The sequence below is a fragment of the Pseudomonas sp. BIGb0164 genome, from assembly GCF_024810135.1.
Taxonomy (GTDB): Bacteria; Pseudomonadota; Gammaproteobacteria; order Pseudomonadales; family Pseudomonadaceae; genus Aquipseudomonas.
In genome coordinates, this window is record NZ_JANUEA010000007.1 from 371,305 (window position 1) to 398,014 (window position 26,710).

Annotated in this window: 26 protein-coding genes; 11 read left to right on the forward strand and 15 right to left on the reverse strand. The window is 62.6% G+C overall.

Annotated features, from left to right (window positions below):
* Positions 1 to 141 precede the first annotated feature (141 nt).
* Positions 142 to 930 (reverse strand): ABC transporter substrate-binding protein, encoded by a 789-nt coding sequence (locus tag M2394_RS20405; RefSeq protein WP_259174203.1) that lies wholly within the window; start codon positions 928 to 930, stop codon positions 142 to 144.
* 93 nt (positions 931 to 1,023) lie between these two features.
* Positions 1,024 to 1,647 (reverse strand): TetR/AcrR family transcriptional regulator, encoded by a 624-nt coding sequence (locus M2394_RS20410; RefSeq protein WP_178921290.1) that lies wholly within the window; start codon positions 1,645 to 1,647, stop codon positions 1,024 to 1,026.
* 154 nt (positions 1,648 to 1,801) lie between these two features.
* Between M2394_RS20410 and M2394_RS20415 the strand changes: the two genes are divergently transcribed.
* From M2394_RS20415 to M2394_RS20450, 8 genes are all read left to right on the forward strand, one after another.
* Positions 1,802 to 3,580: an acyclic terpene utilization AtuA family protein gene (locus M2394_RS20415; RefSeq protein WP_259174204.1), complete on the forward strand. Its 1,779-nt coding sequence runs from the start codon at positions 1,802 to 1,804 to the stop codon at positions 3,578 to 3,580.
* 12 nt (positions 3,581 to 3,592) lie between these two features.
* A complete protein-coding gene (locus tag M2394_RS20420; RefSeq protein WP_259174207.1) occupies positions 3,593 to 4,465 on the forward strand; it encodes an SDR family oxidoreductase in 873 nt (290 codons plus the stop codon).
* 3 nt (positions 4,466 to 4,468) lie between these two features.
* The gene (gene atuC / locus M2394_RS20425; RefSeq protein ID WP_259174210.1) at positions 4,469 to 6,085 is read left to right on the forward strand and encodes a geranyl-CoA carboxylase subunit beta; all 1,617 of its coding nucleotides are present in this window, start codon (positions 4,469 to 4,471) and stop codon (positions 6,083 to 6,085) included.
* A gap of 13 nt (positions 6,086 to 6,098) precedes the next feature.
* Positions 6,099 to 7,256 (forward strand): citronellyl-CoA dehydrogenase, encoded by a 1,158-nt coding sequence (atuD, locus tag M2394_RS20430; RefSeq protein ID WP_259174213.1) that lies wholly within the window; start codon positions 6,099 to 6,101, stop codon positions 7,254 to 7,256.
* Positions 7,253 to 8,014: an enoyl-CoA hydratase/isomerase family protein gene (locus M2394_RS20435; protein WP_259174214.1), complete on the forward strand. Its 762-nt coding sequence runs from the start codon at positions 7,253 to 7,255 to the stop codon at positions 8,012 to 8,014. The genes atuD and M2394_RS20435 overlap by 4 nt, the downstream gene beginning before the upstream one ends.
* 117 nt (positions 8,015 to 8,131) lie before the next feature.
* A complete protein-coding gene (locus tag M2394_RS20440; protein WP_259174216.1) occupies positions 8,132 to 10,015 on the forward strand; it encodes an acetyl/propionyl/methylcrotonyl-CoA carboxylase subunit alpha in 1,884 nt (627 codons plus the stop codon).
* Between the two features lie 73 nt (positions 10,016 to 10,088).
* Positions 10,089 to 10,631 (forward strand): exonuclease domain-containing protein, encoded by a 543-nt coding sequence (locus tag M2394_RS20445; protein WP_178925916.1) that lies wholly within the window; start codon positions 10,089 to 10,091, stop codon positions 10,629 to 10,631.
* A 222-nt stretch (positions 10,632 to 10,853) separates the two neighbouring features.
* Positions 10,854 to 11,138, forward strand: a complete 285-nt coding sequence (locus tag M2394_RS20450) for a pyrimidine/purine nucleoside phosphorylase (protein ID WP_176998029.1) — start codon at positions 10,854 to 10,856, stop codon at positions 11,136 to 11,138.
* Positions 11,139 to 11,188: 50 nt separating this feature from the next.
* On the opposite strand, the gene M2394_RS20455 is transcribed toward M2394_RS20450, so the two are convergent.
* Both M2394_RS20455 and M2394_RS20460 read right to left on the reverse strand, forming a co-directional pair.
* Positions 11,189 to 11,995, reverse strand: a complete 807-nt coding sequence (locus M2394_RS20455; RefSeq protein WP_259174219.1) for an MOSC domain-containing protein — start codon at positions 11,993 to 11,995, stop codon at positions 11,189 to 11,191.
* A gap of 163 nt (positions 11,996 to 12,158) precedes the next feature.
* Positions 12,159 to 13,094 carry a chemotaxis protein CheV gene (locus tag M2394_RS20460; protein ID WP_178925918.1) on the reverse strand — a complete coding sequence of 312 codons (936 nt, stop codon included), beginning with the start codon at positions 13,092 to 13,094 and terminating at the stop codon, positions 12,159 to 12,161.
* 553 nt (positions 13,095 to 13,647) lie between these two features.
* Between M2394_RS20460 and M2394_RS20465 the strand changes: the two genes are divergently transcribed.
* The 3 genes from M2394_RS20465 (at position 13,648) to M2394_RS20475 (ending at position 16,015) form a co-directional block, all read left to right on the forward strand.
* Positions 13,648 to 14,097 carry a hypothetical protein gene (locus M2394_RS20465; RefSeq protein WP_178925919.1) on the forward strand — a complete coding sequence of 150 codons (450 nt, stop codon included), beginning with the start codon at positions 13,648 to 13,650 and terminating at the stop codon, positions 14,095 to 14,097.
* Between the two features lie 368 nt (positions 14,098 to 14,465).
* A complete protein-coding gene (locus M2394_RS20470) occupies positions 14,466 to 15,359 on the forward strand; it encodes a sensor histidine kinase (protein ID WP_259174365.1) in 894 nt (297 codons plus the stop codon).
* Positions 15,356 to 16,015 (forward strand): response regulator transcription factor, encoded by a 660-nt coding sequence (locus M2394_RS20475; RefSeq protein WP_178925920.1) that lies wholly within the window; start codon positions 15,356 to 15,358, stop codon positions 16,013 to 16,015. The genes M2394_RS20470 and M2394_RS20475 overlap by 4 nt, the downstream gene beginning before the upstream one ends.
* Here M2394_RS20475 and yegS read toward each other — a convergent pair.
* The 11 genes from yegS to M2394_RS20530 all read right to left on the reverse strand — a co-directional run bounded on the left by yegS (position 15,974) and on the right by M2394_RS20530 (position 26,610).
* Positions 15,974 to 16,894 carry a lipid kinase YegS gene (yegS, locus tag M2394_RS20480; protein WP_259174228.1) on the reverse strand — a complete coding sequence of 307 codons (921 nt, stop codon included), beginning with the start codon at positions 16,892 to 16,894 and terminating at the stop codon, positions 15,974 to 15,976. The genes M2394_RS20475 and yegS overlap by 42 nt on opposite strands.
* Positions 16,895 to 17,776: 882 nt before the next feature.
* Positions 17,777 to 18,169, reverse strand: coding sequence for a DUF2802 domain-containing protein (locus M2394_RS20485; RefSeq protein WP_178925715.1), 393 nt, complete (start codon positions 18,167 to 18,169; stop codon positions 17,777 to 17,779).
* Entirely contained in the window at positions 18,170 to 18,652 is a 483-nt protein-coding gene (locus M2394_RS20490) for a chemotaxis protein CheW (RefSeq protein WP_010564003.1), read from the reverse strand. It abuts the gene before it with no gap.
* 80 nt (positions 18,653 to 18,732) lie between these two features.
* Entirely contained in the window at positions 18,733 to 19,533 is an 801-nt protein-coding gene (locus M2394_RS20495; protein WP_178925714.1) for a CheW domain-containing protein, read from the reverse strand.
* The gene (locus tag M2394_RS20500) at positions 19,533 to 20,321 is read right to left on the reverse strand and encodes a ParA family protein (RefSeq protein ID WP_016976611.1); all 789 of its coding nucleotides are present in this window, start codon (positions 20,319 to 20,321) and stop codon (positions 19,533 to 19,535) included. The genes M2394_RS20495 and M2394_RS20500 overlap by 1 nt, the downstream gene beginning before the upstream one ends.
* Before the next feature lie 51 nt (positions 20,322 to 20,372).
* The gene (gene motD, locus M2394_RS20505; protein ID WP_178925713.1) at positions 20,373 to 21,260 is read right to left on the reverse strand and encodes a flagellar motor protein MotD; all 888 of its coding nucleotides are present in this window, start codon (positions 21,258 to 21,260) and stop codon (positions 20,373 to 20,375) included.
* A 15-nt stretch (positions 21,261 to 21,275) separates the two neighbouring features.
* Positions 21,276 to 22,016: a flagellar motor protein gene (locus tag M2394_RS20510; protein WP_010208778.1), complete on the reverse strand. Its 741-nt coding sequence runs from the start codon at positions 22,014 to 22,016 to the stop codon at positions 21,276 to 21,278.
* Positions 22,016 to 23,146, reverse strand: a complete 1,131-nt coding sequence (locus M2394_RS20515) for a chemotaxis response regulator protein-glutamate methylesterase (protein ID WP_178925712.1) — start codon at positions 23,144 to 23,146, stop codon at positions 22,016 to 22,018. The genes M2394_RS20510 and M2394_RS20515 overlap by 1 nt, the downstream gene beginning before the upstream one ends.
* Before the next feature lie 48 nt (positions 23,147 to 23,194).
* A complete protein-coding gene (locus tag M2394_RS20520) occupies positions 23,195 to 25,417 on the reverse strand; it encodes a chemotaxis protein CheA (protein ID WP_259174251.1) in 2,223 nt (740 codons plus the stop codon).
* A gap of 11 nt (positions 25,418 to 25,428) precedes the next feature.
* Entirely contained in the window at positions 25,429 to 26,217 is a 789-nt protein-coding gene (locus tag M2394_RS20525; protein ID WP_176999075.1) for a protein phosphatase CheZ, read from the reverse strand.
* A gap of 18 nt (positions 26,218 to 26,235) precedes the next feature.
* A complete protein-coding gene (locus tag M2394_RS20530) occupies positions 26,236 to 26,610 on the reverse strand; it encodes a chemotaxis response regulator CheY (protein ID WP_005790040.1) in 375 nt (124 codons plus the stop codon).
* Positions 26,611 to 26,710: the final 100 nt, after the last annotated feature.

Sequence of the window (26,710 nt, forward strand, 5' to 3'; positions counted from 1 at the left end):
TGTGGGAGCGGCGGTGCGACGACTCGACTTGTTCGCGAATGCGGTAGTTCAGTCACTAATCGGTTGAATGACGCACCGCTTTCGCGAGCAAGCCCGCTCCCACAAAAAACAGCCCCAACATTTGGTTATGTGGTGTACCTATCAGGGCGTCGCCATCACGTCGATGCGATACGGCTCGAAAATCTTCAGCATCTGCCCGTTGTCCCGCAAGCGCTTGAGCAACGCGGAAAACGCTTCGCCGGTAATCGGCGCCTTCGGTCGCAATAACGCGTAGTGGTGGTAGACCTGATCGATACGCTCGGACACCAGGAACTGCCCGGCCATGTCCGCGTTGCGCACCATGAAATCACTCAGGTACGAGCGCGTGACCAGCGCAATATCGGCCCGCCCGCGCGCCACCATCAGCAAATTGCTGTCATGGGAATAGGTCAACGTGGCGTTGAAGTGCTCGGCCATGTACTTGGGGTCGGGATTGAAGTTGGCGAAGGCGTAGTGATAACCGCTGAACACTGCCAGGCGCTTGCCGGTCAGGTCGGCGAAATAGCTCTGATCGCGACCGGTCGCACGCTGGGCAACAAAGATTTCGGCATCTTCCAGCCCCATGTCGACGTTGGTGTGGGGAATCGCCTTCCAGCCCCATTCGGGATTTTCGAAGATGGCCATGTCGACCCGGCCCTGTTCGAAATCACGGAAGCGACGCGGAATGGAAGTGGGCACCAGCACGAACTGGTAGTCGGTTTGCAAGGCGTTCAGGGCTTCCACCAGTTGCGGCAACAAACCGGTGTCGGCGCCTTGTTCAGGGCGTACGGTGTACGGCGGAAAATGCGCCGCCCCAATCCTCACCAATTGCGCAGCCGAAGCCGGCATCCACCCCGCGGTACCCAGTGCCCATAGAGTTAGTCCTGCAGCCAGCCGCCATGGCGAAAACATCGAGGCACACACCGTTCAACACATTGATGGCGATAAGCTAGGCGTTTTTGTCAGGCGAGACAACTTTCCACCGCCAAATTAATAGCTTGCGCGTCAGTCGGCTTTCAGAACCAGCAACAGGGCTTCTTCGGCCAACTCCTCGAGTGTCAAGCTGCCTTGGGCGCGGAACCAGGTGGTGGTCCAGGACAGGGCGCCGGTCAGGAAGCGTCGAGTAATAAATACATCGCCCTTGATATAGCCCGCCGCCTTGGCTTCGCCCAGCACCTGCAGCCAGAGCTCTTCGTACACATCCCGCAATGCCAGCACCTGCGCCTGGCCCTCGGCCGACAACGAACGCCACTCGTACACCAGCACCGCCATGGCCTCGCCGCTGCCGCCCATGATCGACTGCAATTCGCAGCGAATCAGGGCCAGCACGCGCTCGCGCACGTCTTTCGCCTCTTCCAGCGAGGCACGCATCATCGCGGTGTTGTAGTGGATGGTTTCTTCCATCACCGCCCGCAGGATCTCGTCCTTGCTCTTGAAGTGATGAAAGATGCTGCCGGACTGAATGCCCACCGCACTGGCCAGGTCGCGCACCGTGGTGCGCTCAAAGCCCTTGTTGCGAAACAAGTGGGCCGCGGTTTGCAGCAACTTGCCCCGCGCACTGTCAGGGTCGGTCAAACGGCCTTCGTCGACCATGGTGCGCATCACCCGCAGGGCTTTGTGCTCATCCATGTCTCTCTCCTTCACTGCTACTGACGTCTTGGCCGGCAATTTAGGCCGTGGTCGCCAACCAAGCAAGCGCTTGGGTCAAAACTTGTGTCGAGAGTTTACAAACCAAGCGCTTGCTTGGTAGTCTCGACGCCAGCCCTCTGGAGAAGGACTTCTCATGAGCAAGACGGTTCGTATCGGCTGCGCCAGCGCGTTCTGGGGTGACACCTGCACCGCCGCCGCCCAATTGGTACACGGCGGCGCGCTGGATTACCTGGTGTTCGACTACTTGGCGGAAGTCACGATGTCGATCCTCGCCGGCGCCCGGATGAAAGATCCCCAGGCCGGCTACGCCACGGACTTTGTCGAGGTGCTCACACCGCTGCTGGCCGATATCCAGCGCCAGGGCATTCGCGTCATCAGCAACGCGGGCGGCATTCACCCCCAGGCATGCGCCGCCGCCCTCCAGGCTGCCTGCGACAAGGCGCAAGTCCCGCTGAAAATCGCCGTGCTGCTGGGCGACGACCTGCACCCCCAACTCAAGCACCTGCACGGCATCCACGACATGTTCAACGGCGCGCCGTTGCCACCCATGTGCGTCTCGGCCAACGCCTACCTCGGCGCCCCCGGCATCGCCCAGGCGCTTGAACTGGGCGCTGACATCGTGATCACCGGCCGCGTGGTGGACAGCGCCGTGGTCAGCGCAGCGCTGGTGCATGAATTCAACTGGTCCTGGCAAGACTACGACCGCCTCGCCCACGCCGCGCTGGCCGGGCATATCATCGAATGTGGCGCCCAGTGCACCGGTGGCAATTTCACCGATTGGCGCGACGTCCCCGACTACGAGCACATCGGTTTTCCCATCGTCGAGGTCAGCGCCGACGGGACGTTCACAGTGAACAAAGCCGACGGCACCGGCGGGCTGATCAGCGAATTGAGTGTGGCCGAGCAGCTGCTGTATGAAATCGGCGACCCGCGTGCGTATTTGCTGCCCGACGTGATCTGCGATTTCCGCCAGGTCCAGTTGCAGCAACACGGCCTCCATTGCGTGCGCGTGCACGGCGCCAAGGGCTCGCCGCCCACCGCTCACTACAAGGTCAGCGCCACTTACCCGGATGGTTTTCGCTGCACCGCCAGTTGCCTGCTGGCGGGGATCGACGCCGTGGCCAAGGCCGAGCGCGTCAGCCAGGCGATCATCAACAAGACCTCGGAGCTGTTCGGCCAGCGCGGCTGGGCGCCCTACACCGAAGTGAATATCGAACTGCTCGGCAGTGAAGCCACCTACGGCGCCCACGCCTTGCGCCGCGACTGCCGCGAGGTGGTGGTGAAACTGGCGGTGCGTCACCCGAACAAGCAGGCGCTGGTGCTGTTCGCCCGCGAGATCGCCCAGGCGGCCACCGGCATGGCGCCAGGGCTGACGGGCATCGTCGGCGGGCGGCCAACGGTGTACCCGCTGATTCGGCTGTTTTCCTTCTTGATCGACAAAACCCACTGCGAGCCCGTAGTCGAGTTCCAAGGTGCGCGCCACGTTTGCGTATTGCCTGCCGACACCGCCCTCGCTCCGCTCGCCGCACCGGTTGATCCGCCCAAACCCCAAGGCGCCGCCGACGCCAGCGTGCCGCTGGTGAAACTGGCGGTGGCGCGTTCCGGCGACAAGGGCAACCACAGCAACATCGGCGTGATCGCCCGCCACCCCGACTACCTGCCGTGGATCGCCGAGGCGCTGACCCCGGAAGTGATCGTCGACTGGATGGGCCACGTGCTCGACCCTGTGCAGGGCCGCGTCGAACGCTGGTATTTGCCCGGCAGCCACAGCCTCAACTTCCTGCTGGAAAACGCCTTGGGCGGCGGCGGTATCGCCAGCCTGCGCATCGACCCCCAGGGCAAGGCCTTCGCCCAGCAACTGCTGGAAATACCCATCGCCGTGCCGCAACACATCGCCGATCAACTCCGCTAAAGGACCGTCACCGTGGCCTTCGACTCGATCTTCAAAGCCGACCTGTTCCAGGGGCAAACCGTGATAGTCACCGGGGGCGGCAGTGGCATTGGCCGCTGCACCGCCCATGAACTGGCGGCACTCGGCGCCACGGTGATGCTGGTGGGACGCAAGCCCGAGAAGCTGCAGCAGGTGGCCGCCGAAATCAGCGAAGACGGCGGCACGGCCTATTGGCTGGCGTGCGATATTCGCGACGAAGACGCCGTGAAGGCGCTGGTCAGCCAGGTCCTGCACGAGTATGGCCCGATCCACGGTCTGGTGAATAACGCGGGTGGCCAGTACCCGTCGCCGCTCGCCTCGATCAACCAGAAGGGCTTTGAAACCGTGCTGCGCACCAACCTGGTGGGCGGCTTCCTGATGGCGCGCGAGGTGTTCAACCAGTCGATGAGCAAACACGGCGGCGCCATCGTCAACATGCTCGCCGACATGTGGGGCGGCATGCCCGGCATGGGCCACTCGGGCGCGGCACGTTCGGGCATGGACAACTTCACCAAGACCGCCGCCTTCGAGTGGGGTTATGCCGGGGTACGGGTCAACGCCGTGGCGCCGGGCTGGATTGCTTCCAGCGGCATGGACACCTACGAAGGCGCGTTCAAGGCCGTGATCCCGACATTGCGGGAGCATGTGCCGCTCAAGCGTATCGGCACTGAGTCGGAAGTCAGCGCGGCCATTGTGTTCCTGCTCAGCCCCGCCGCCGCCTTCATCAGCGGCAGCACCCTGCGCATCGACGGCGCCGCCAGCCTGGGCAACCGCGCCTGGCCGCTGCACAAGGCGCAGCCGCCGAGCGAGCCGTTCAATGGCTTCCACCGTGCGTACCTGCCGGATGTACTCAAGGCGGAGCAATAAACCATGCCGGTGATTGAATCCCTGATCGACAGCCACAGCGCCCAGTTCGCCCAAAACCGCGAGGCCATGCTCGCCGCCCTCACCCACCTGCGTCAGCTGGAACAAGACCTGCTGGCCAAGGCCGATGAGGCCAAGCCCAAGTTCGACAAGCGCGGCCAACTGTTGCCCCGCGAGCGCCTGAATTTGCTGCTCGACCCCGGCGCGCCCTTCCTGGAGCTGGCAGGCCTGGCCGGCTACAAACTCCACGACGACAAGGATGGCAGCGCCGCCGGTGGCGGGTTGATCGCCGGCATCGGCTACGTCAGCGGCGTGCGCATGCTGGTGGTGGCCAACAACAGCGCAATCAAGGGCGGGACCATTTCCCCCACCGGCCTGAAAAAGTCCCTGCGCCTGCAACAGATCGCCATGGAAAACCAACTGCCGGTGGTGACCCTCGCCGAAAGCGGCGGCGCCAACCTCAACTACGCCGCCGAGATTTTTGTCGAAGGCGCACGCAGTTTTGCCAACCAGGCACGCATGTCGGCCATGGGCCTGCCGCAGATCACCGTGGTGCACGGCTCGGCCACGGCGGGCGGCGCCTATCAGCCGGGGCTGTCGGATTACGTGGTGGTGGTGCGCGGCAAGGCCAAGCTGTTTCTCGCCGGGCCGCCGCTGCTTAAAGCCGCCACCGGCGAAGTGGCCACGGATGAGGCACTGGGCGGCGCCGAGATGCACGCGCAAATCGCCGGCACCGCCGAATACCTGGCGGAAAACGATGCGGACGGCGTGCGTATCGCCCGGGAGATCGTGGGCCTGTTGCCCTGGAATGATCGCTTGCCACTGACGCCCCAAAAGACCTATGCAGCGCCTTTGTACCCCATCGAAGAGCTGCTGGGCCTGATCCCGGACGACCCGAAAAAACCCTACGACGTGCGCGAAATCCTCGCACGCCTGGCCGACGGTTCGCAGTTTCTCGAATTCAAGGGCGAGTTCGACGCCCACACCGTCTGCGGCCATCTGCATATCCAGGGCCGCGCCGTGGGTGTGATCGGCAACAACGGCCCCATCACGCCCAAGGGCGCGAGCAAGGCCGCGCAGTTTATCCAGCTGTGCGACCAGAGCCGCACGCCGCTGCTGTTCCTGCACAACACCACCGGTTTCATGGTGGGCACCGAGTCGGAGCAACAAGGCGTGATCAAGCACGGCGCCAAGATGATCCAGGCGGTGGCCAACGCCCGGGTGCCTAAACTCACGGTGGTGGTTGGCGGTTCCTACGGCGCCGGCAACTACGCGATGTGTGGCCGTGGCCTGGACCCGCGCTTCATCTTCGCCTGGCCCAACAGCCGCACGGCGGTGATGGGTGGCGCGCAGGCGGGCAAGGTGCTGCGCATCGTCACCGAGTCCAAGCAGCTGAAAGACGGCCTGGTGCCCGACCCCAAGGTGCTGGACATGCTGGAGCAGGTCACCGCGCAGAAGCTCGACAGCCAGTCCACCGCACTGTATGGCAGCGCGAACCTGTGGGATGACGGGCTGATTGACCCTCGGGACACCCGCACCTTGCTCGGCTTTTTGTTGGATATCTGCCACGAGGCCGAGGTGCGTGAGTTGCACGCCAATACCTTCGGTGTAGCGCGTTTTTAGGAGAACAATAAAAATGATCTTTACCCAGGAACACCAGGAACTGCGCCGCACCGTGCGTGCCTTCGTCGACCGCGAGATCAACCCCTACGTGGACGAATGGGAAAAAGCCGGGCGCTTTCCCATCCACGACATCTTCCGCAAGGCCGGCGAACTCGGCCTGCTGGGCATTTCCAAGCCGGAGCAATTCGGCGGCATGGGCCTGGACTACAGCTATTCGATCGTCGCCGCTGAAGAGTTCGGCACCGTGCGCTGCGGCGGCATCCCCATGTCCATCGGCGTGCAGACCGACATGTGCACCCCCGCCCTCGCCCGCTTCGGTTCCGATGAACTGCGCGAGGAGTTCCTGCGCCCGGCCATCAGCGGCGAGCAGGTAGGTTGCATCGGCGTGTCGGAAACCGGGGCCGGTTCCGATGTGGCCGGGTTGAAGACCCATGCGCGCAAAGACGGCGACGACTACGTCATCAACGGCAGCAAGATGTGGATCACCAACTCCCCCAGCGCCGACTTTATCTGCTTGCTGGCCAACACCTCCGACGACAAGCCGCACATCAACAAATCCTTGATCATGGTGCCGATGAACACCCCCGGCATCAGCGTCAGCCCGCCCCTGGAAAAGCTCGGCATGCACAGCTCGGAGACCGCCCAAGTGTTCTTCGACGGCGTGCGCGTGCCGCAGCGCAACCGCATCGGCCACGAAGGCGCAGGCTTCATGATGCAGATGCTGCAGTTCCAGGAAGAACGCCTGTTTGGCGCGGCCAATATGATCAAGGGCCTGGAGTATTGCATCGACAGCACCATCGACTACTGCAAGGAACGTCAGACGTTCGGCAAGGCGCTGATCGACAACCAGGTCATCCACTTTCGCCTGGCTGAACTGTCCACCGAAATCGAATGCCTGCGCGCCTTGGTCTATCAGGCCACCGAGCAATACATCAAGGGCCAGGACGTCACCCGCCTGGCCTCCATGGCCAAGCTCAAGGCCGGGCGCCTGGGCCGCGAAGTCAGCGACAGCTGCCTGCAATACTGGGGCGGCATGGGTTTCATGTGGGACAACCCGGTGGCACGGGCGTATCGCGATGTGCGTTTGGTGTCGATTGGCGGCGGGGCCGACGAGATCATGCTGGGCATCATCTGCAAACTGATGGGCACCCTGCCCGGGAAAAAATCATGAACACCCTGCTGCTCGAACCTCACAACGGCGTGCTGCACATCACCCTCAACCGCCCTGAGTGCCGCAATGCGATGAGCCTGGAGATGGTCAACGAGCTGCGCAGCGTGCTGGCGCAGCTGGACGGTGAGACCCGGGCGGTGGTGATCAGCGGCGCCGGCGGGCATTTCTGTGCCGGGGCGGATGTGAAGGACCTGGTCACCGCAGGCAATCAACTGGAAGCGCTGAACCGCGCGTTCGGCACCTTGCTGCAAGAGGCCGAAGCCGTGCCGCAGGTCGTCATCGTGGTGCTGCAAGGCGCGGTGCTGGGGGGTGGTTTTGGCTTGGCCTGTGTGAGTGATATTGCGCTTGCCGACCACCAGGCGCAGTTCGGCTTGCCGGAGACCAGCCTTGGGTTGCTGCCAGCGCAGATTGCACCGTTTGTGGTGAAGAGGATTGGTTTGACCCAGGCTCGCCGGCTGGCGCTGACGGCGGCGCGGTTTGATGGGGTGGAGGCCGAGCGGCTGGGTGTCGTGCACTTTACCGAGCGCGATCCACAGGCGTTGGCGGAGCGGCTGGATGAGGTATTGGGCCAGGTGCTCAAATGTGCACCGGGAGCAAATGCGCGGACCAAAGCCTTGTTGCTGGCCAGCGTGGAGGAGCCGCTGGAGGCTGTGCTGGATCGCGGGGCGCAGTGGTTTGCCGAGTCCGTAAGGAGTGAGGAAGGGATAGAGGGGACACAGGCGTTTGTGCAGAAAAGGAAGCCGAGGTGGTGCAGATGACGCCATCGCCGGCAAGCCGGCTCCTACAGAGAAAGGTGTTCACACATTCAAACTGTAGGAGCCGGCTTGCCGGCGATGAGGCCCAACCCGACACCCCACCAGCCAAGGGATAACCCCATGCCCGCATTCAGCAAAATCCTCATCGCCAACCGCGGCGAAATCGCCTGCCGCATCCAGCGCACGGCCCAAGCCTTGGGCTACCGCACCGTGGCCGTCTACAGCGACGCCGACGCCCAGGCCCCGCACGTGCAGATGGCCGACGAAGCCGTGTGCATCGGCCCCGCCCCGGTGCAACAGTCTTACCTCAACATTCAGGCCATCCTCAACGCCGCCACACTCACCGGCGCCGACGCCCTCCACCCGGGCTACGGCTTCCTCTCGGAAAACCCCGAATTCGCCCGCGTCTGCCAGCACGCCGGCCTGACCTTTATCGGCCCCAGCGCCGAGGCGATCGAACTGATGGGCAGCAAGCGCCTGTCCAAACTCGCCATGCTCGACGCCGGGGTGCCGTGCATCGCCGGTTACCAAGGCAGCGCCCAAGACGACGCCACGTTGCAACACGAGGCCGAGCGCATCGGCTACCCGCTGATGATCAAGGCCAGCGCCGGCGGCGGCGGGCGTGGCATGCGCCTGGTGCACAGCGCCGAGGCCCTGCTGGACAACCTGCACACGGCGCGCTCCGAAGCCCGGAACGCGTTTGGCAGCGACGAGCTGATCCTCGAACAGGCGTTGATCGAGCCGCGCCATGTGGAAATCCAGGTGTTCGGTGACAGCCATGGCAACCTGATCCACCTTGGCGAGCGAGATTGCTCGGTCCAGCGTCGCCATCAGAAGGTCATCGAGGAAGCGCCCTGCCCGGTGATGACCGCGCCACTGCGCCACGCCATGGGTGAAGCCGCCCTCAAGGCCGGGCGCGCGGTGAACTACGTGGGCGCCGGTACCGTGGAGTTCATGCTCGACCGCAGCGGCCAGTTCTACTTCCTGGAGATGAACACCCGCCTGCAGGTGGAGCACCCGGTCACCGAGCTGATCACCGGCCTCGACCTGGTGGGCTGGCAGTTGCAGATCGCTGCCGGCCACGCGTTGCCACTGACCCAGCAGGAGGTGACCCTGAACGGCCATGCCATGGAAGTGCGCCTGTACGCCGAAGACCCGACCCAGGGTTTCCTGCCGCAAACCGGTGAAGTGCTGCGCTGGGAGCCGGCCCCCGGTGCCCGTATTGATCACGGTGTCAGCCAGGGCCAGTGCATCAGCCCGTTCTACGACGCCATGCTCGGCAAGATCATCGCCCACGGCCGCACCCGCGAAGAGGCGCGACGCAAACTGCTGCGGGCGGTGGAAGACACGTTGCTGCTGGGCGTGACCACCAACCAGCAGATGCTGGTGGACCTGCTCAAGCACCCGGACTTTATCGACGGTCAATTCAGCACCGGATTTATCGCCGAGCACTTCAGTGACATCACCCAGCCGAAAGCGACGGCCGAACAACTGGCCCTGGCCGCCGCGCTGTTTTATCAGCACGGCGCCAATCAGCATGCCCAGGGCCTTGCGGGATGGCGCAACAACGCTGGCGCCCCCAGCACTTATCGCCTGGAAGCCCATGGCGACATCCATACCGTCACCGCAGAGCCGCTACAATTGAGCACCGACGGTCGTCACGCCACCCTGATACTCAACGGCATACGTCGACGTATCGCCTACCACCTCGACGGCAACCACCTGTGGCTGCCCGGCCTTACGGTGATCAATCGCACCCAGCACGTCGCCAGCCGCCAGGCCGATGCCAGCGGCGGTACGGTCAAGGCGCCGATGGACGGTGCCATCGTCGATGTACATGTCAGCCATGGCGACCGGGTGACCAAAGGCCAACTGCTGCTGGTGCTCGAAGCCATGAAAATGGAGCACCCGCTGATTGCCGGGGTCGATGGCGTGGTCAAGACGCTGCAGGTGGTGACGGGCGACCAAGTGCGCAATCGCCAGGTGTTGCTGGAGATCGAATAAGGCCTGGGCGGAACTACGCGACCGGGCTACGCTCTATCCCCATCAGGAAGGGATGAGTACGGGAACCTGCGCGATGCCTCATTGGCTGATTATTGACCTTGAAGCCACAACGGATGAAGGCGGCTGGCCCGTGACGGAGATGGAAGTCATCGAGATCGGCGCGAGCCTGGTGAACCGCCAGGGCCGCGAGCTGGATCACTTCCAGCGCTTTGTGCGGCCGTTGCGCCGTCCATTGCTGACGCCCTTCTGCCGCCAACTGACCCACATCACCCAGGCCAACATCGACGCTGCGGCGCCGATCACCGAGGTGTGGCCGTTGTTCGAACGCTGGCTGGGCCAGCACCAGGCACGCCTGGAAGGCTGGGCCAGCTGGGGCGACTACGACCGCGCGCAGCTGGAGCTGGAGTGGCAACGCCATGGCCTGGCCAGTGCGCTGGCCCATACGCCCCACGTGAACCTCAAGCAGCGCTTTGCCAAGGCCCGGCGCCTGGACAAGCCGCTGGGGCTCAACGGCGCGCTGCAATTGGCGGGCATGCAGTTCCATGGCCAGCAACACCGGGCGCTGGAAGACGCGCGCAACACCGCACGCCTGCTGCCGTTGATTTTGCCGGTCTAGGCAGCCTCCGCTGGCTTGGGCATACTGGCCGCCCTTTTTCCGAAATACTGCTCACCCGTAGGAGCCGGAAACTGTGGCGAGCAAGCTTGCTTGCGCTGGGGTGCGAAGCGCCCCCAAAAGCCGGAGACTGCTACGCAGTCCACGGGAGCAAGCTCCCTCGCCACAGCAAGCCGGCTCCTACGGGGGGCGGGAAGCCTTAACCCATTTTCCGAGGATTCGCCCATGTTCAAAGTCAACGAGTACTTCGACGGCACCGTCAAGTCGATCGCTTTCGGCACCGCAGAAGGTCCGGCGACCATCGGCGTGATGGCCCCGGGTGAATACGAGTTCGGCACCGCCCAGCGTGAAATCATGCACGTGGTGTCCGGCGCCCTGACCGTCAAGCTGCCAGACGCCGCCGACTGGGAAACCTTCGCCGCCGGCAGCCAGTTCAACGTACCGGCCAACAGCAAGTTCCAACTGAAGGTCGCCGTCGACACCGCTTACCTGTGCGAATACCGCGGCTAACCTTCTCCGGCCGTCAAAAAAATGCCCGTCTCTCGCGAGACGGGCATTTTTTATTCCAGGATCGTCACCGGCATGCCTACGGCCAATTGGCCGATGCCGTCGTTGACCAGGTTCTGGCCGAACATCACGTCACCGCCCTGCTCGCGATAGGTCTTGAGCGTGGCCAAGGGCTCGCGGTCGGCACTGCGTTCGCCGCTGGCCGGATCGATAGTGGTGAGGATGCAGCGCGAACAGGACTTGACCACGCGAAACTCCACGTCGCCGATGCGCACGCGTTTCCAGGTGTCTTCGGCGAACGCCTCGCTGCCCTCGATCACCAGGTTGGGACGAAAGCGCAGCATTTCCATGGGGCGACCGATGCGTTGGGAAAGGTCGTCCAGCGACGCCTGGCCGATCAGCAACAGCGGGAAGCCATCGGCGAACCCGACCTGGTCGTCATCCTTGCCGTAACCGGCCTCGGTGGTGCGTGCACGTTCCAAAGGCACCTGCACCAGGCGTGTGGGTTTGCCGATGAAATCGCTGACCCAGGCTGCGGCTTCATCGCCGGCGTCCGGTACACGCAGGGTGTCACGCCAGATGGTCACGCCGCGCAACTCGGCCTCGCTGCCGGGCAATGCCACGTCCAGCGAGGCCAGGCCCGGGGTGCTCAGGGTGAGGCCGCCGCTGCTGTTCCACAGGGCAGATAACTGGCTCATCTTGGCCACGGCGCGCTGGGTGAGGAAACGCCCGCTGGCTTCATCCACCAGCATCCAGCGTCGGTCACCGTCCAACCCCAGTTTATCCAGGCCGATCTGCTGCAAGGTTTCGGCCTTGCCGGACTTCAAGGGGTAACGGTACAACGCGCTGAGACGAAGCATGGGCCTGCTTTCCTGCAAGAATAAAACGCCACCCTATCCCAAACACGCCCGTCTTTGTAGTGAGCGGGTTTACCCCGCGCCGCGGTGTGCCAGTTAACGCTGGGCCGCCTGACACGACGCCGCGCGGGGCGAGCCCGCTCACTACAAGTTACCGTGCGGGCTGTCAGGCAGGGGCGTGGTCGAGCATCAGGCGCTGGCGCACCACGTCCACCAGTTTGTCCGGCTGGAACTTGGACAGGAAGTTGTCGCAGCCGACCTTCTTCACCATCGAATCGTTGAAGCTGCCCGACAGTGAGGTGTGGAGCACCACGTAGAGCCCACGCAGGCGTGGGTCGTTGCGGATCTCGGTGGTGAGGCGGTAACCGTCCATCTCGGGCATTTCGGCGTCGGTGAAGATCATCAGCAACTTGTCGGTCATCACCTGGCCGCTGTCGGCCCAGGCCTTGAGCATGTTCAGCGCCTTGAGGCCGTCACTGGCAATGTGCATCTTCACCCCCAGTTGGCCAAGGGTGTCACGCAACTGCGACAGGGCCACGTTGGAGTCGTCCACCAGCAGCACTTCGCGGCCACGGGCGCGCTCGAGCACCGGGTCTTCGAGTTTTTCGCGGGAAACCTTGGCGTTGTACGGCACGATCTCGGCGAGGACTTTTTCCACGTCGATGATTTCCACCAGTTGGTCATCAACCTTGCTGATGGCGGTGAGGTAATGCTGGCGGCCGGCACTGCTCGGCGGCGGCAGGATGGCTTCCCAGTTCATGTTGACGATGCGGTCGACGCCGCCCACCAGGAACGCCTGCACCGAGCGGTTGTATTCGGTGACGATGATGGTGCTGTTCGGGCCCGGCACCAGCGGGCGCATGCCGATGGCCTGGGACAAGTCGATCACCGGCAGGGTCTGGCCGCGCAGGTTGACCACGCCGCAGACGAACGGGTGGCGCTGGGGCATCAATGTCAGCTTGGGCAACTGCAGAACTTCCTGCACCTTGAACACGTTGATCGCGAACAGCTGGCGCCCGAACAGGCGGAACATGAGGATCTCCAGGCGATTCTCACCCACCAGTTGCGTGCGTTGATCTACCGTGTCGAGAATGCCGGCCATTAAAAGCTCCTGATGGGCGCGTGGGTCCGCGCTGAGAGAATGTGCTGCTCACTAAGGTTTGTTATCGGCGGCAAATGCCAGACCTTGACCCCCGTAAAATGCCACGTAAATTCATTGATGTCACACTGACATCATGCTTTACTGCAACGGCCTCTCCAGACGGCATCACAGCGACGTCGCGCGACATTCAAATCGACGCGAGGTTCCACCCTGTAAGGGATTCCCCTATACACAATCAGGCCCAACCTGATATTCGCGATATCTAATAGCCATTAATGTGACGCCATTCTCATTGCATGAATGGAGTCAGGCTTTTGTTTGCCATCCCAAGCCCTCGGCCCACGGGTCTTCCAGACATTCACGTGGCGGCAACTGAAGTTGTGCAATCGCCCCTGATAATGAGGGCCGCGCACGGCTTTCGTGATCATTTAAATAAGCGTCCTACTGAAATCCCAGAAACGGGCTACAGATTTCAGTCATATTTCAGCGGTAGTTTTAAGCCATTCACCCGATGCGGCATCTCATCACCGGACCTAATGTTGCGGAGACTTGCATGATGAATAACGCGAACGAATGGCAAACTGCACTTCCCGATTTTTTGCTTGAAGCAGAAATGCTGCTGGCCAAGTCGGAAGAGTGCCTGAACCATTTGCACTTGATTCGCAACGACAGCGACGCCATAGACTGCATGAAAGCCAGCCTCGCCAAACTGGCCGAAAAGGCCGAAGGCCTGGCCCTGCAGGCGATCAGCGAGTTCTCGCGTCACATTCAGTACCTGATTGCCAATGCCGCAAGCCCCATGCAGTTGCATGACCAGGCGCTTGATGCCTTGCAGGACTGTTTGAGGTTGTTGGCCTGGCAACTGGAGTTGATCGACATCCGCACTGGAGAATTAGGGCTGGATGAAACCGAGCAAACAACGCTGATTGCGACTGTCACCTTGCAAATCCCACAAAAAGACTTCGGTTATAAACCGCAGCAGCGCATGCACCACGCGTCTTGAGTGTCGAACAGGTCGTAATTAATAGGCGAGTTATCTAAAAACGACCGTCAGCCTAAACGGACGCTACGTCATTGCGGGCAATACATATCAATTAGCCATCAGCGCAATAACGGTACAAACCAACTTTATAAATACAACTGCCCTCTCTTTAGAACTCTGGGATTACCGCCCAGGGCGTCTGCGTGGTTAATTAAGCCGGCCAAGAGAGGCGCCAGGCGACCAACGGTAATAGTGGTGGTACTATGCCCCGCTCGAAGTGACTCAACTTCATCATGTATAAAAACGATTCGGCACCGCATCCCAAACAGAGCCCTGTCAGCCGCCGTGACCGGTCTTCCCGCAGCGAACCTTCATTGGCTCCATCCGCTATGTACGCCAGCCTCAAGTCACTCATCGCAAGGTCCGTGTCCCGCAGCAATGCACGCCGTATGGTCCTTGCCCTGTGCCTGTGTTCGCTGCTGGTCAGTGTGTGGGCCTACGCGCGCTCGGCGCCGCTGCCGTTGCTGATCCTGCTGCTCAACGCGGCGACCCTGATCGTGGTGGGCCTGCAACAGTGGAGCTCGCGCAAATCGATCAAGTTCCAGCCGCAGGAACTCGCCGACCGCCTGCTGCAGGTCCAGGAAAACGAACGCCATCGCCTCAGCCGCGAACTGCATGACGACATCGGCCAGTTGCTCACCGCCGCCAAGCTGCAAAGTGAATGGCTCAAGCGTCGCCTGCCCGAAGACCTGCAAAGCCAATGCAGCGTGCTGTGCAACACCCTCAATGAAACCCTGGCCAAGGTGCGCGACGTGTCCGCCATCCTCAACCCACGGCAGCTGGCCAGCCTGGGGTTGGAGGCGAGCCTGCGCGCGCACCTGCTCAAGACCCTGGAAAACACCTCGATTCACTGGAGCCTGGAATGCCAGCAACGGCTGACCGGCATCCCGGAAGAAATGGCCGTCGCGGCCTTTCGTATCACCCAGGAAGCGGTGACCAACATGCTACGCCACGCCCAGGCGCGCAATCTGTTGGTACGCCTGCAACGCCTGCCCGAAGGCCTGTCGCTGAGTATCTGCGATGACGGCCAGGGCTTTTCGCCCGCCATCAACCCCGGCCTGGAAGGCCAACGGGGCATGGCCGGCATGTCAGAGCGGATCGATCAGCTTGGCGGCTCATTGACCGTCAGCAGCCAACCAGGCAAAGGGACACGGATCGACGCGCTTTTCCCCTGGGCGCCCCGCGCCCTCGAACGGGCCAGTTCCCCTAAGGTTCTCGAGTGACCTGCAAATTACTCCTGGTGGATGACCACGCACTGATCAGGGCCGGCGTACGCGCGCTGGTCCAGGATATCGATGGCTATACGGTAATCGGCGAAGCCAGCGATGGCGCGCAATTGCTGGAAAAATTCAGCGCCCTGCAGCCTGATATTGTGCTGCTGGACCTGTCGATGAAGCACACCGGTGGCCTCGACGCCCTGCAGCAGCTCAAGGCCGCCTACCCCAAGAGCAAGGTGTTGATCCTGTCGATGCACACCGACCCCGAGCTGATCATGCGCGCGCTGGAATGCGGCGCCCATGGCTACCTGCTCAAGGACACCACCGCCAACGAGCTGGAACACGCCCTGGCGGCCCTGCGCAACAACGAGCGTTACCTGAGCCCGGCCATCGCCCACACGGTGATCAACCAGGCGCTGGTGCGCAGCCAGGGCCCGGCCTCCCCTGCCGCCCACAGCCATAACCTCACCGCTCGCCAGCTGGAGATCCTGCGCTTGATCGTGCGCGGCAAATCCACCCGGGAGATCGCCCACGGCCTGGGCCTGAGCATCAAGACCGTGGAAGCACACCGCTCGCAGATCATGAAACGCCTGCAGATATTCGATGTGGCGGGTTTGGTGTTATTCGCCGTGCGAGAGCAGATCATCAGCCTGGACGACTAGGGGCGAACCCTCCGGCAGGTGCACGCGCAACGCCTTGGGCAAGGCGCTGAAGCGCAGGTCGTCGCCCTTGAGCGGCTCGCCATCGAGGTTGATGTACAAGCCTTCGGCCACCTTGATCTCCACCCACGGCAGGCGCGCCCGTACAAACAGGTTGTCCAACCCCCAGCCATCGGTCATCAGGGTGAGCAGCGTGCCGACCACCTCCTGAGGCGCCGGCAGGATGCTGATGTCCAGCAGGCCGTCATCGGCCAACGCCCCCGGGCACAGCACATGCCCACCGCCTGCCTGGCGGCCGTTGCCGATGCCCAGCGCGAGCAGGTCGCCCTTCCAATGGAAGCCCGGGCCTTCCAGTTCACCGTAGGCCGCCTTTAACTCGCTGAAGCGGGTCAGGCCGGTGAACAGATAGGCGGCGCCGCCGAGGACTTTTTTCAGGTCTTCGGAGGTGTTGGCGGTGACCTGGCTGCCGAAGCCGCCGGTGGCCATGTTGAGGAAGATCTGCCCACCGGCCTGGCCGAGGTCGATCGCCCTGGGCGGCACGTCCAGCAGCGCCAGTGCTTGGGCGGGCTCCAGGGGTACACCGGCGGCTTTGGCGAAGTCGTTGGCGGTACCCAGGGGCATCATCACCAGGCTGGCGTCGGTCTTGGCCAAGGCCATGGCTTCGGCCACGTCGCGCAGGGTGCCGTCGCCGCCGCCGGCGATGATATGGGTGTAGTTGCCTTCCAGGGCTTCGTTGACCAGGCGTTGGGCGTCGCCGCCTTCCCAGGTCACCCGTACTGCCAGCTCCCAACCTTGTTCACGCCGGGCTTGCACGGCGGCGCGTACGTCCTCGTTCAGGGCTTGCTTGCCGTGGAGGATGAGTAGGGCTTTGGGGGTGGTCATGGGGTGAATCTCCTGATTCGAAGGTGCTTGGAGGATGTGGACCTTTGGGGAGGGGGATTGGTTTGGTTTACCGGGTGTATATCCGTTATTTAGGTAACGGCTGGTATGGGTTCCGCCCTTACGGCGGGTCACTTTGGAAAAGCCGGAATGCCGGCCCAGCCCAAAGTAACCAAAGGGCTCTTGCCCCAACACTCGGCACCTCGCTCACGCTCGGTGTGCCCGTAATCCGACAGTGATTTGGGGGGCCGCCGCCACGCGCCATCCATGGCGCGGGGCGGCTAAACCGGCATCCCTGCCGGTTTACCCCCCAAATCCCTGCCGAATTCCGGCCAGCGTGTTTGACGGGGCGCTTCAGATCAAAATCAAAAGCACAGCGGCCTGACAGCCGGCTTGAGTGGTGTAGATCAAGAGCGAAGAGCTATCGCTGGTTTGATTGGGTTTGTGGGTGTAGCGCCATCACTGTGGGAGCTGGCTTGCCTGCGATGGCATCAACCGGGTATGCCTGATTCACCGAGGTGTCTGCATCGCCGGCAAGCCAGCTCCTACACGTATCTGCTTTTGATCCAACCACTCAGGTCGGCTACTAGGCCGCCGTGCTCTTGCTTTTGATTTTGATCTGGGGCGCCCCGTCAAACACGCTGGCCGAACGCAGGCTTTGGAGCGTGGGTAACCCGGCAGGACGCCGGGTTAGCCGCGCTGGGCCAAGGATGGCCCATCGCGGCGGCCCACGCTCCAAAGCCTTCGTTCGGGCACACCGAGCCTAGGCGAGGTGCCGAGTGTTGGGGCAAGAGCGTTTTGCTTACTTTTGCGCTCTTCAAAAGTGAGCCGCTGTAAGAGCGGAACCATAAGACGCCGTTACCTAAATAACGGATATGTACACCGTCAACTCTTGTGAAGCTTACTCATCAGTTGCGCCTCAGCCTGAGTCAACCCACAAGACTGCGTCAACTCATCCACCGTCGCCCCCATCCCCACCAATTTCGCCGCCTGCGCAAACGAAAGGCTGGAAGGATCACGCTGTTCCAACTGCGCCAACTTGTCCGGCAACGGCCCCAGGATCGCGCGCAACTCGTGCACCTCGTCCCCGACCTTCACCGCACTCTGCTGGAAGTGATCAACCCGCTTGGCCAACTCCACCAGGCGTCGGTCTCGCACGGCATCACGCTCGGCCTGCTGCAAAGCCAATTCCCGCTGCTGACGCACATAACGCAGCACAAATGCCAGCGTCCCGGCCCACAACAGGGCCAGGACGATCACCGCCGCCTCAAAGAACAATCAGATGCTCTCCAGTTCCGACCATTCTTCTTCGCTCATCATCTTGTCCAGCTCAACCAGAATCAGCAGCTCGCCGTTCTTGTTGCACACGCCCTGGATAAACTTGGCGGATTCTTCGTTACCCACGTTCGGCGCGGTTTCCACTTCCGATTGGCGCAGGTAGACCACTTCGGCCACGCTGTCGACCATGATCCCGACCACTTGCTTGTCGGCTTCGATGATGACGATACGGGTGTTGTCGTTGACTTCAGTCGGCACCAGGCCAAAGCGCTGGCGGGTGTCGATCACCGTCACCACGTTGCCGCGCAGGTTGATGATACCCAGCACGTAGCTTGGGGCACCCGGTACCGGCGCGATCTCGGTGTAGCGCAGCACTTCCTGCACGCGCATCACGTTGATGCCATAGGACTCGTTGTCCAGTTTGAAGGTCACCCATTGCAGGATCGGATCATCCAAACCTTGTGCGGACGCTGATTTATTCATACCCCTGACCCCTTCAAATGCCGCATGACACGGCGTGTGTGCTTCATTGGCCGCATTCGCATGCGACCCTTATTGTTCAATCAACTGTGTTTGTTCAGTGGCATCGACTTGACGGCGCCGCTGGCGATCAGCTCGGCCAGCTCGGCGACGTCAAGCAACGCGCACATGTGTTCGATCACGGTGCCCGCCAGCCACGGCCGTTGGCCCCGGTGGCTGCGCCATTTGATTTCGTTCGGGTCCAGGCGCAACGAGCGGCTGACTTGATGCACCGCCAGCCCCCACTCGTAGCCCTGCACCGAGATCACGTACTGCAAGCCCTGGCGGAAGTCATCGCGGTAGCGGTCGGGCATGACCCAACGCGCGGTATCGAGGACTTTCAAGTTGCCCGCCTGGCTCGGCAGGATGCCAAGGAACCACTCCGGTTGCCCGAACAGCGGTGTCAGTTCCTGGCCTTCCAGCGAATAGATCGAACCCAGGCACACCAGCGGCACGGCCAGGGTCAGGCCCGCGACATCGAACAGCAGGCACTCGAACGGCTCGGCGGCCCAGGACGGTCGGTCGTCGCCCGTCACCGGTGGCGGTGTGATGCTCGGCGGCAGGTGCACCTCGACCACGGGCTCGACCACCACGGGCGCTACCGGCGCCACCACCACGGGGACGATCGGCACCACGACCGGGGCGACAACCACCTGAGCGTCACGCGCTTGTTCTTCCAGCACGGCCAGCTGGAATTCATCCAACGTGCTGTCTGGTTCGACGGCCGGCTCCAGCACCAGGATCGGTTCGGGCAGTTCTTCCGCGGTCGCATCCTGCAGCAAGGCATCCAGATAGGATTCCAGCGCCAGTTGCGGCCGGGTCTTGAGTTCGACGGGACGGTTCATCACGCCACCTGCGCCACAAGCTGCTGGGACAGCAGGTGCTTGAGCAACGCTCGGTAGGCCAGCACGCCACGGCTTTTCGGGTCGAACTGCGACGGCGCGAGGCCTGCGCGGCTGGCGTCACGCAGGCGCGTGTCCACCGGGATGTAGCCGTTCCAGATGGTGTCCGGGTAGGCATCGCGCAACACGCGCAGCGTACCGAGGGACGCCTGGGTGCGGCGGTCGAACAAGGTCGGCACGATGCTGAACGGCAGCGCCTGCTTGCGCGAGCGGTTGATCATCGCCAGGGTGCTGACCATGCGTTCCAGGCCTTTGACGGCCAGGTGCTCGGTCTGCACCGGGATCACCAACTGCTGGCTGGCTGCCAAGGCGTTGACCATCAACACGCCCAGCAACGGCGGGCTGTCGATGATTGCGTAGTCGAAGTCCTGCCACAATTGCGCCAGGGTCTTGGCGATCACCAGGCCCAGGCCGCTCTGCCCCGGCGACTGGCGCTCAAGGGTGGCCAGGGCGGTGCTGGACGGCAGCAGGGAAATGCTTTCGTTGCTGGTGGGCAGCAGCAGTTGCCCCGGCAAGTCGGCCGGTACGCTGCCCTTGTGCAGGAACAGGTCGTAGTTGCTGTGTTCCAGCGCATCCGGGTCGTAGCCGAAATAGCTGGTCATGGAGCCGTGGGGGTCCAGGTCGACCACAACCACACGCTTGCCCGCCTCGGCCAGCAAGCCGGCTAAGGCGATGGAGGTGGTGGTCTTGCCGACCCCACCTTTTTGATTGGCAACTGCCCAGACTCTCATTCGGTTGGTTCCTCCCGGTGGGCACAGGCGCGACCGAGACATTGCATAGGGTTATTGAGCCGGTGACGGAGAATTGACGTTGCCCGAACGAACCGGCGGCTTTGCAGGGGCCGGTGCAGTTTGTGTGCCAGCCCGCTTCAACGCCGCATCCGGTGTCGCATTTGCCGTTCCCGTGCCCGTCAGACTGCGGCGCACATCCAGGTTGCGCGACACCACCAGCACCACGCGGCGGTTCTTCGCACGGCCCTCGGCCGTGGCGTTATTGGCCACCGGCTGGAACTCACCATAGCCCACCGACGCCAGGCGCCCCGGGTTCACCCCCTGCATCGCGAGCATGCGCACGATGCTTGCCGCACGCGCCGAGGACAGCTCCCAGTTGGTCGGGTACTGCGCGGTGTTGATGGGGAAATTGTCGGTAAAGCCTTCCACATGGATCGGGTTTTCGAACGGCTTGAGGATCGCCGCCACCTTGTCGATGATGGTGAACGCCTGGTCGCTGGGCATCGCGTCGGCACTGGCGAACAACAGGCTGGAATTGAGTTCGATCTCCACCCACAACTCATTGCCGCGCACGGTCATCTGGTTGGAGCTGATCAGGTCGCCAAAGGCGGCGCTGATGTCATCGGCGATGCTTTTCAGCGGGTCGCTGGTGCCACCCACACCGGCTGCGGTTTCGTCGCTGTCGTTGACCAGCGGCTTGGCCGGGGTCACAGTCTTGGGCCGTTCTTCACCAATGGGTATCGGCTTGAGGGCGCGGTCGGCATCGTTGAACACGCCGATCAGCGCCTGGGAAATGACTTTGTACTTGCCTTCGTTAATCGACGAAATGGAATACATCACCACAAAAAACGCGAACAGCAAGGTGATGAAGTCCGCATAGGACACCAGCCACCGCTCGTGGTTGACGTGTTCTTCAGGTTCGCGACGGCGACGGCTCATAGTCGATACCCCCCATCAATCCATGAAGCCCTGGAGCTTCAATTCGATGGAGCGCGGGTTTTCACCTTCGGCAATCGACAAAATACCTTCGAGCAACATCTCGCGATAACGCGACTGGCGCATGGCAATCGACTTGAGCTTGCTCGCCACCGGCAACAACACCAGGTTGGCACTGGCCACACCGTAGATGGTGGCGACAAACGCCACGGCAATGCCACTGCCCAGTTGCGAAGGGTCGGCCAGGTTGCCCATCACGTGGATCAGGCCCATCACTGCACCGATGATGCCGATGGTCGGCGCATAGCCGCCCATGCTTTCAAAGACTTTGGCGGCGTTGATGTCGCGGCTTTCCTGGGTGTAGAAATCCACTTCCAGGATGCTGCGGATCGCTTCCGGTTCGGCGCCGTCCACCAGCAACTGCAGGCCTTTGCGCGCGTAGCTGTCGGGCTCCGCATCGGCCACGCCTTCGAGGCCCAGCAGGCCTTCCTTGCGCGCGGTGAGGCTCCAGTTGACCACGCGGTCGATGCCGCCTGGCAGGTCAACGCGGGGTGGGAAGATGATCCACACCAGGATCTGCATGGCGCGCTTGAACGAGCTCAGGGGCGATTGCAACAGTGCCGCGCCCACGGTGCCGCCGATCACGATCAGCGCGGCCGGGCCGTTGGCCAAGGCGCCGAGGTGGCCGCCTTCGAGGTAGTTGCCGCCGATGATCGCGACGAACGCCATGATGATGCCGATCAGGCTCAAGACATCCATCAGAGGCAGGCCTCCACCAGATGCTTGCCGATGTCGTCCAGACTGTAGACCGCATCGGCCAGGTCAGCCTTGACGATGGCCATGGGCATGCCATAGATCACGCAGCTGGCTTCGTCCTGGGCCCAGATGGCGCTGCCGCCCTGCTTGAGCAGGCGCGCGCCTTCGCGGCCGTCGGCGCCCATGCCGGTGAGCACCACCGCCAGAACTTTGTCGCCGTAGGACTTGGCTGCCGAACCGAAGGTGATATCCACGCACGGTTTGTAGTTGAGGCGCTCATCACCTGGCAGGATTTTGATCGCGCCACGGCCGTCCACCATCATCTGCTTGCCGCCCGGGGCCAGCAGCGCCAGGCCAGGACGCAGGATGTCGCCATCCTCGGCTTCCTTGACGCTGATGCGGCACAGCTTGTCCAGGCGCTCGGCGAAGGCCTTGGTGAACGCAGCCGGCATGTGTTGCACCAGCACGATCGGTGCCGGGAAGTTGGCCGGCAGTTGGGTCAGCACACGTTGCAGGGCAACCGGGCCGCCCGTGGACGTGCCGATGGCCACCAGCTTGTAGGCTTTGCGCTTGGGCGCAGGCGAATGAGCGGCAGCCGGCGCAGCAGCCCGCACCGGCGCAGGCGCCACAGGGCGCGCAACCGGTGCCGGCGCAGGACGCCCGAACGAACTGGTCGGGGCCGCTGCGGGAGCCGGTGTCGGCGTTGGCGCCGGGGTGCTGAACAGGCTGCGACGGTTACTGCGGGAAATGCTGTGCACCTTCTCGCACAGCATCTGCTTGACCTTCTCGGGGTTGCGCGAGATGTCTTCGAAGTTCTTCGGCAGGAAGTCCACCGCGCCGGCGTCCAGCGCATCCAGGGTGACCCGGGCGCCTTCGTGGGTCAGCGAGGAGAACATCAACACCGGGGTCGGGCAGCGCTGCATGATGTGCCGGACTGCGGTGATGCCATCCATCATCGGCATCTCGTAGTCCATGGTGATCACGTCCGGCTTCAACGCAATGGCTTGATCAATCGCCTCTTTGCCGTTGGTGGCCGTGCCGACCACCTGGATCGTTGGATCGGCGGAAAGAATTTCCGAGACGCGGCGGCGGAAGAAACCCGAATCGTCCACCACCAGGACCTTGACTGCCATAAACACTCCGTTAGGCGGGGCGGGCAATACCGCCCTGCCCCACCAGAATCAAATACGCCGAGCGGCGTAACGCTTGAGCATGCTCGGAACATCGAGAATCAGCGCGATCCGGCCGTCACCGGTGATGGTCGCACCCGACATGCCCGGGGTTCCCTGCAGCATTTTGCCCAAAGGCTTGATGACCACTTCTTCCTGGCCCACCAGTTGATCGACCACAAAGCCGATACGCTGGGTGCCCACGGAGAGAATCACCACATGGCCTTCGCGCTGCTCTTCATGCTTGGCCGATGCCACCAGCCAGCGCTTGAGGTAGAACAGTGGCAACGCCTTGTCGCGCACGATTACCACTTCCTGGCCGTCCACCACGTTGGTGCGCGACAGGTCGAGGTGGAAGATCTCGTTGACGTTGACCAGCGGGAAGGCGAACGCCTGGTTGCCCAGCATCACCATCAGGGTCGGCATGATCGCCAAGGTCAACGGCACCTTGATCACGATCTTCGAGCCCTGGCCCTTGGTCGAGTAAATGTTGATCGAGCCATTGAGCTGGCTGATCTTGGTCTTCACCACGTCCATGCCCACGCCACGGCCGGACACGTCGGAGATCTCGGTCTTGGTCGAGAAGCCCGGGGCGAAGATCAGGTTGTAGCACTCGGTGTCGGTCAGGCGGTCGGCGGCGTCCTTGTCCATCACGCCACGCTTGACCGCGATATTGCGCAAAATGGTCGGGTCCATGCCCTTGCCGTCGTCGGTAATCGACAGCAGGATGTGGTCGCCTTCCTGCTCGGCGGCCAGGACCACCTTGCCGTTGCGCGACTTGCCTGCGGCTTCGCGCTCTTCCGGGGTTTCCACGCCATGGTCGACAGCGTTGCGCACCAAGTGGACCAGCGGGTCGGCCAGGGCCTCGACCAGGTTTTTGTCGAGGTCGGTTTCTTCACCCACCAGTTCCAGGTTGATTTCTTTCTTGAGCTGGCGCGCCAGGTCGCGAACCAGACGCGGGAAGCGGCCGAAGACTTTCTTGATCGGCTGCATGCGCGTCTTCATCACGGCGGTCTGCAGGTCGGCGGTGACCACATCAAGGTTCGACACGGCCTTTTGCATGGCTTCATCGCCACTGCTCAGGCCCAGACGCACCAGGCGGTTACGCACCAGCACCAGCTCGCCGACCATGTTCATGATGTCGTCCAGGCGCGCGGTATCAACCCGCACGGTGGTTTCGGCTTCACTGACAGGCTTGTCGGCCACCGGTGCGGCGGCCGCCCGTGCAGGCGCTGGTGCAGCAGCGGCTGCAGGGGCCGGGGCTGGCTTGGCGGCGGGCGCGGCGGCTTTGGCGGCCACCGGTGCAGCCGTCGCCACCGCAGCGGCCGGGGCCACTTCGGAGAACTTGCCTTTGCCGTGCAACTCGTCGAGCAGAGACTCGAATTCGTGATCGGAAATCAGCCCGTCGTCGGCCGGCGCGGCACTGGCGGCCGGCGCGGCACTGGCGGCCGGCGCGGCGGCGGTTGCGGCGACTTCCGGCAAGGCGTCGGCCACAAAGGTGCCCTTGCCGTGCAGTTGGTCGAGCAACGCTTCGAATTCGTCGTCGGTAATGTCGGTGTTGGCTGACGCAGCCGGCGCTTCAGGCGCGGCGGCAGGCGCCACGGCGTCGGCGGCGAACTGGCCTTTGCCGTGCAACTGGTCGAGCAGTGACTCGAACTCGGCGTCGGTGATGTCTTCGCTGGTCGGTGCCGCGACTTCAGCCGCCGGAGCAGCCGGGGCCTCAGCCTCGGCCTTGACGGCACTGAGGGAGTTGAGCAGCTGTTCGAACTCGCTGTCCGTCACATCCGGCTCGGCTTCCACCACAGGCTCGGGCGCCGCAGCCGCAACGGGTGCGGCCGAGGTGTCGGCAGGCTCTGCCAGGCGCGCCAGGGCTGCCAGCAGTTCCGGGGTGGCGGCAGTGATCGGTGCACGGTCGCGCACTTCGCTGAACATGCCGTTGACCGCATCCAGTGCTTCGAGAATCACGTCCATCAATTCCGAGTCAACGTGACGCTCACCCTTGCGCAGGATGTCGAACACGTTCTCGGCGATGTGGCAGCACTCCACCAGCTCATGGAGCTGGAGGAAGCCGGCGCCCCCTTTTACAGTGTGAAAACCGCGAAAAATTGCATTGAGCAGGTTCGCATCATCCGGTCGGCTTTCCAGCTCGACCAGTTGCTCGGACAACTGCTCTAAAATTTCGCCGGCCTCTACAAGGAAATCCTGAAGGATTTCTTCATCGGCGCCGAAGCTCATGTGGGTGCTCCTTAGAAGCCTAAACTGGATAACAGGTCATCAACATCATCTTGACCCGATACAACGTCTTCACGTTTATCGGCATGAATCTGCGGACCTTCACCCTTGGCGAGATGTTTTTGTGGATCTTTTTCCGAGAGGATCGCTGCGCGGTCATGTTCGATACCGGCAAAGCGGTCAACCTGGCCTGCCATAAGCACCAATTTGAGCAAGTTGCTTTCCACTTCGGTGACCAATTGGGTCACACGCTTGATCACCTGGCCGGTGAGGTCCTGGTAATCCTGGGCCAGCAGAATGTCGTTGAGGTTGCTGGAAACCGTGCGGTTTTCCTGCTCGCTGCGCGACAGAAAGCCGTCGACCCGACGCGCCAATTCACGAAACTCCTCCGCGCCCACTTCCCGACGCATGAAGCGGCCCCAGTCAACGCTGAGGGCCTGGGCTTCATTGGCCATGCCATTGACCAGGGGCGTGGCGTTCTCCACCAGGTCCATGGTGCGGTTGGCCGCCGCCTCGGTCAGCCTGACCACGTAGGACAGGCGTTCGGTGGCATCGGTGATTTGCGAAATCTCTTCGGCCTGGGGCATGTGCGGGTCAATCTGGAAATTGACGATCGCACTGTGCAGCTCGCGCGTGAGCTTGCCCACTTCCTGGTACAGGCCGCGGTCACGGGTCTGGTTGAGCTCATGGATTAACTGCACCGCGTCGCCGAACTGGCCTTTTTCAAGGCTGTCGACCAACTGGTGAGCATGCTTTTTCAGGGTCGACTCGAAGTCTCCCTGTGACGTTTCTTTATGCTCCATAGCTCCCCCGTGGCAGCATCAATGACCGATGCGTTCGAAGATTTTCTCGATCTTCTCTTTCAAGGCCAGCGCAGTGAATGGCTTGACCACGTAACCGTTCACCCCGGCTTGGGCGGCTTCGATGATCTGCTCACGCTTGGCTTCGGCGGTCACCATCAGCACAGGCAGGCTGCGCAGTTTTTCATCAGCACGCACGTGGCGCAGCAAATCGATACCGGTCATGCCCGGCATGTTCCAGTCGGTTACCAGAAAGTCGATGCTCCCGCTGTTGAGGATCGGAATCGCTGTAATGCCGTCATCCGCCTCGACCGTGTTTGTGAACCCAAGGTCACGCAACAGGTTTTTTATGATCCGCCGCATCGTTGAGAAGTCATCAACGATGAGGATTTTCATGTTCTTGTCCAATTCGACCTCCAAGCAGTCTTAAACGCGCCCAGCACCTGGACGCGCCATTTCAATCAACAGGCGTTACACAAAAAGGACTGCCCAGGGC

Excerpts from the sequence above, each read along its gene's own strand:
- M2394_RS20405 (WP_259174203.1), bottom strand. The coding sequence starts at position 930 with ATGTTTTCGCCATGGCGGCTGGCTGCAGGACTAACTCTATGGGCACTG.
- M2394_RS20410 (WP_178921290.1), bottom strand. The coding sequence starts at position 1,647 with ATGGATGAGCACAAAGCCCTGCGGGTGATGCGCACCATGGTCGACGAA.
- M2394_RS20415 (WP_259174204.1), top strand. The coding sequence starts at position 1,802 with ATGAGCAAGACGGTTCGTATCGGCTGCGCCAGCGCGTTCTGGGGTGAC.
- atuC (WP_259174210.1), top strand. The coding sequence starts at position 4,469 with ATGCCGGTGATTGAATCCCTGATCGACAGCCACAGCGCCCAGTTCGCC.
- atuD (WP_259174213.1), top strand. The coding sequence starts at position 6,099 with ATGATCTTTACCCAGGAACACCAGGAACTGCGCCGCACCGTGCGTGCC.
- M2394_RS20435 (WP_259174214.1), top strand. The coding sequence starts at position 7,253 with ATGAACACCCTGCTGCTCGAACCTCACAACGGCGTGCTGCACATCACC.
- M2394_RS20440 (WP_259174216.1), top strand. The coding sequence starts at position 8,132 with ATGCCCGCATTCAGCAAAATCCTCATCGCCAACCGCGGCGAAATCGCC.
- M2394_RS20445 (WP_178925916.1), top strand. The coding sequence starts at position 10,089 with ATGCCTCATTGGCTGATTATTGACCTTGAAGCCACAACGGATGAAGGC.
- M2394_RS20450 (WP_176998029.1), top strand. The coding sequence starts at position 10,854 with ATGTTCAAAGTCAACGAGTACTTCGACGGCACCGTCAAGTCGATCGCT.
- M2394_RS20455 (WP_259174219.1), bottom strand. The coding sequence starts at position 11,995 with ATGCTTCGTCTCAGCGCGTTGTACCGTTACCCCTTGAAGTCCGGCAAG.
- M2394_RS20460 (WP_178925918.1), bottom strand. The coding sequence starts at position 13,094 with ATGGCCGGCATTCTCGACACGGTAGATCAACGCACGCAACTGGTGGGT.
- M2394_RS20465 (WP_178925919.1), top strand. The coding sequence starts at position 13,648 with ATGATGAATAACGCGAACGAATGGCAAACTGCACTTCCCGATTTTTTG.
- M2394_RS20470 (WP_259174365.1), top strand. The coding sequence starts at position 14,466 with ATGTACGCCAGCCTCAAGTCACTCATCGCAAGGTCCGTGTCCCGCAGC.
- yegS (WP_259174228.1), bottom strand. The coding sequence starts at position 16,894 with ATGACCACCCCCAAAGCCCTACTCATCCTCCACGGCAAGCAAGCCCTG.
- M2394_RS20490 (WP_010564003.1), bottom strand. The coding sequence starts at position 18,652 with ATGAATAAATCAGCGTCCGCACAAGGTTTGGATGATCCGATCCTGCAA.
- M2394_RS20495 (WP_178925714.1), bottom strand. The coding sequence starts at position 19,533 with ATGAACCGTCCCGTCGAACTCAAGACCCGGCCGCAACTGGCGCTGGAA.
- M2394_RS20500 (WP_016976611.1), bottom strand. The coding sequence starts at position 20,321 with ATGAGAGTCTGGGCAGTTGCCAATCAAAAAGGTGGGGTCGGCAAGACC.
- motD (WP_178925713.1), bottom strand. The coding sequence starts at position 21,260 with ATGAGCCGTCGCCGTCGCGAACCTGAAGAACACGTCAACCACGAGCGG.
- M2394_RS20510 (WP_010208778.1), bottom strand. The coding sequence starts at position 22,016 with ATGGATGTCTTGAGCCTGATCGGCATCATCATGGCGTTCGTCGCGATC.
- M2394_RS20515 (WP_178925712.1), bottom strand. The coding sequence starts at position 23,146 with ATGGCAGTCAAGGTCCTGGTGGTGGACGATTCGGGTTTCTTCCGCCGC.
- M2394_RS20520 (WP_259174251.1), bottom strand. The coding sequence starts at position 25,417 with ATGAGCTTCGGCGCCGATGAAGAAATCCTTCAGGATTTCCTTGTAGAG.
- M2394_RS20525 (WP_176999075.1), bottom strand. The coding sequence starts at position 26,217 with ATGGAGCATAAAGAAACGTCACAGGGAGACTTCGAGTCGACCCTGAAA.
- M2394_RS20530 (WP_005790040.1), bottom strand. The coding sequence starts at position 26,610 with ATGAAAATCCTCATCGTTGATGACTTCTCAACGATGCGGCGGATCATA.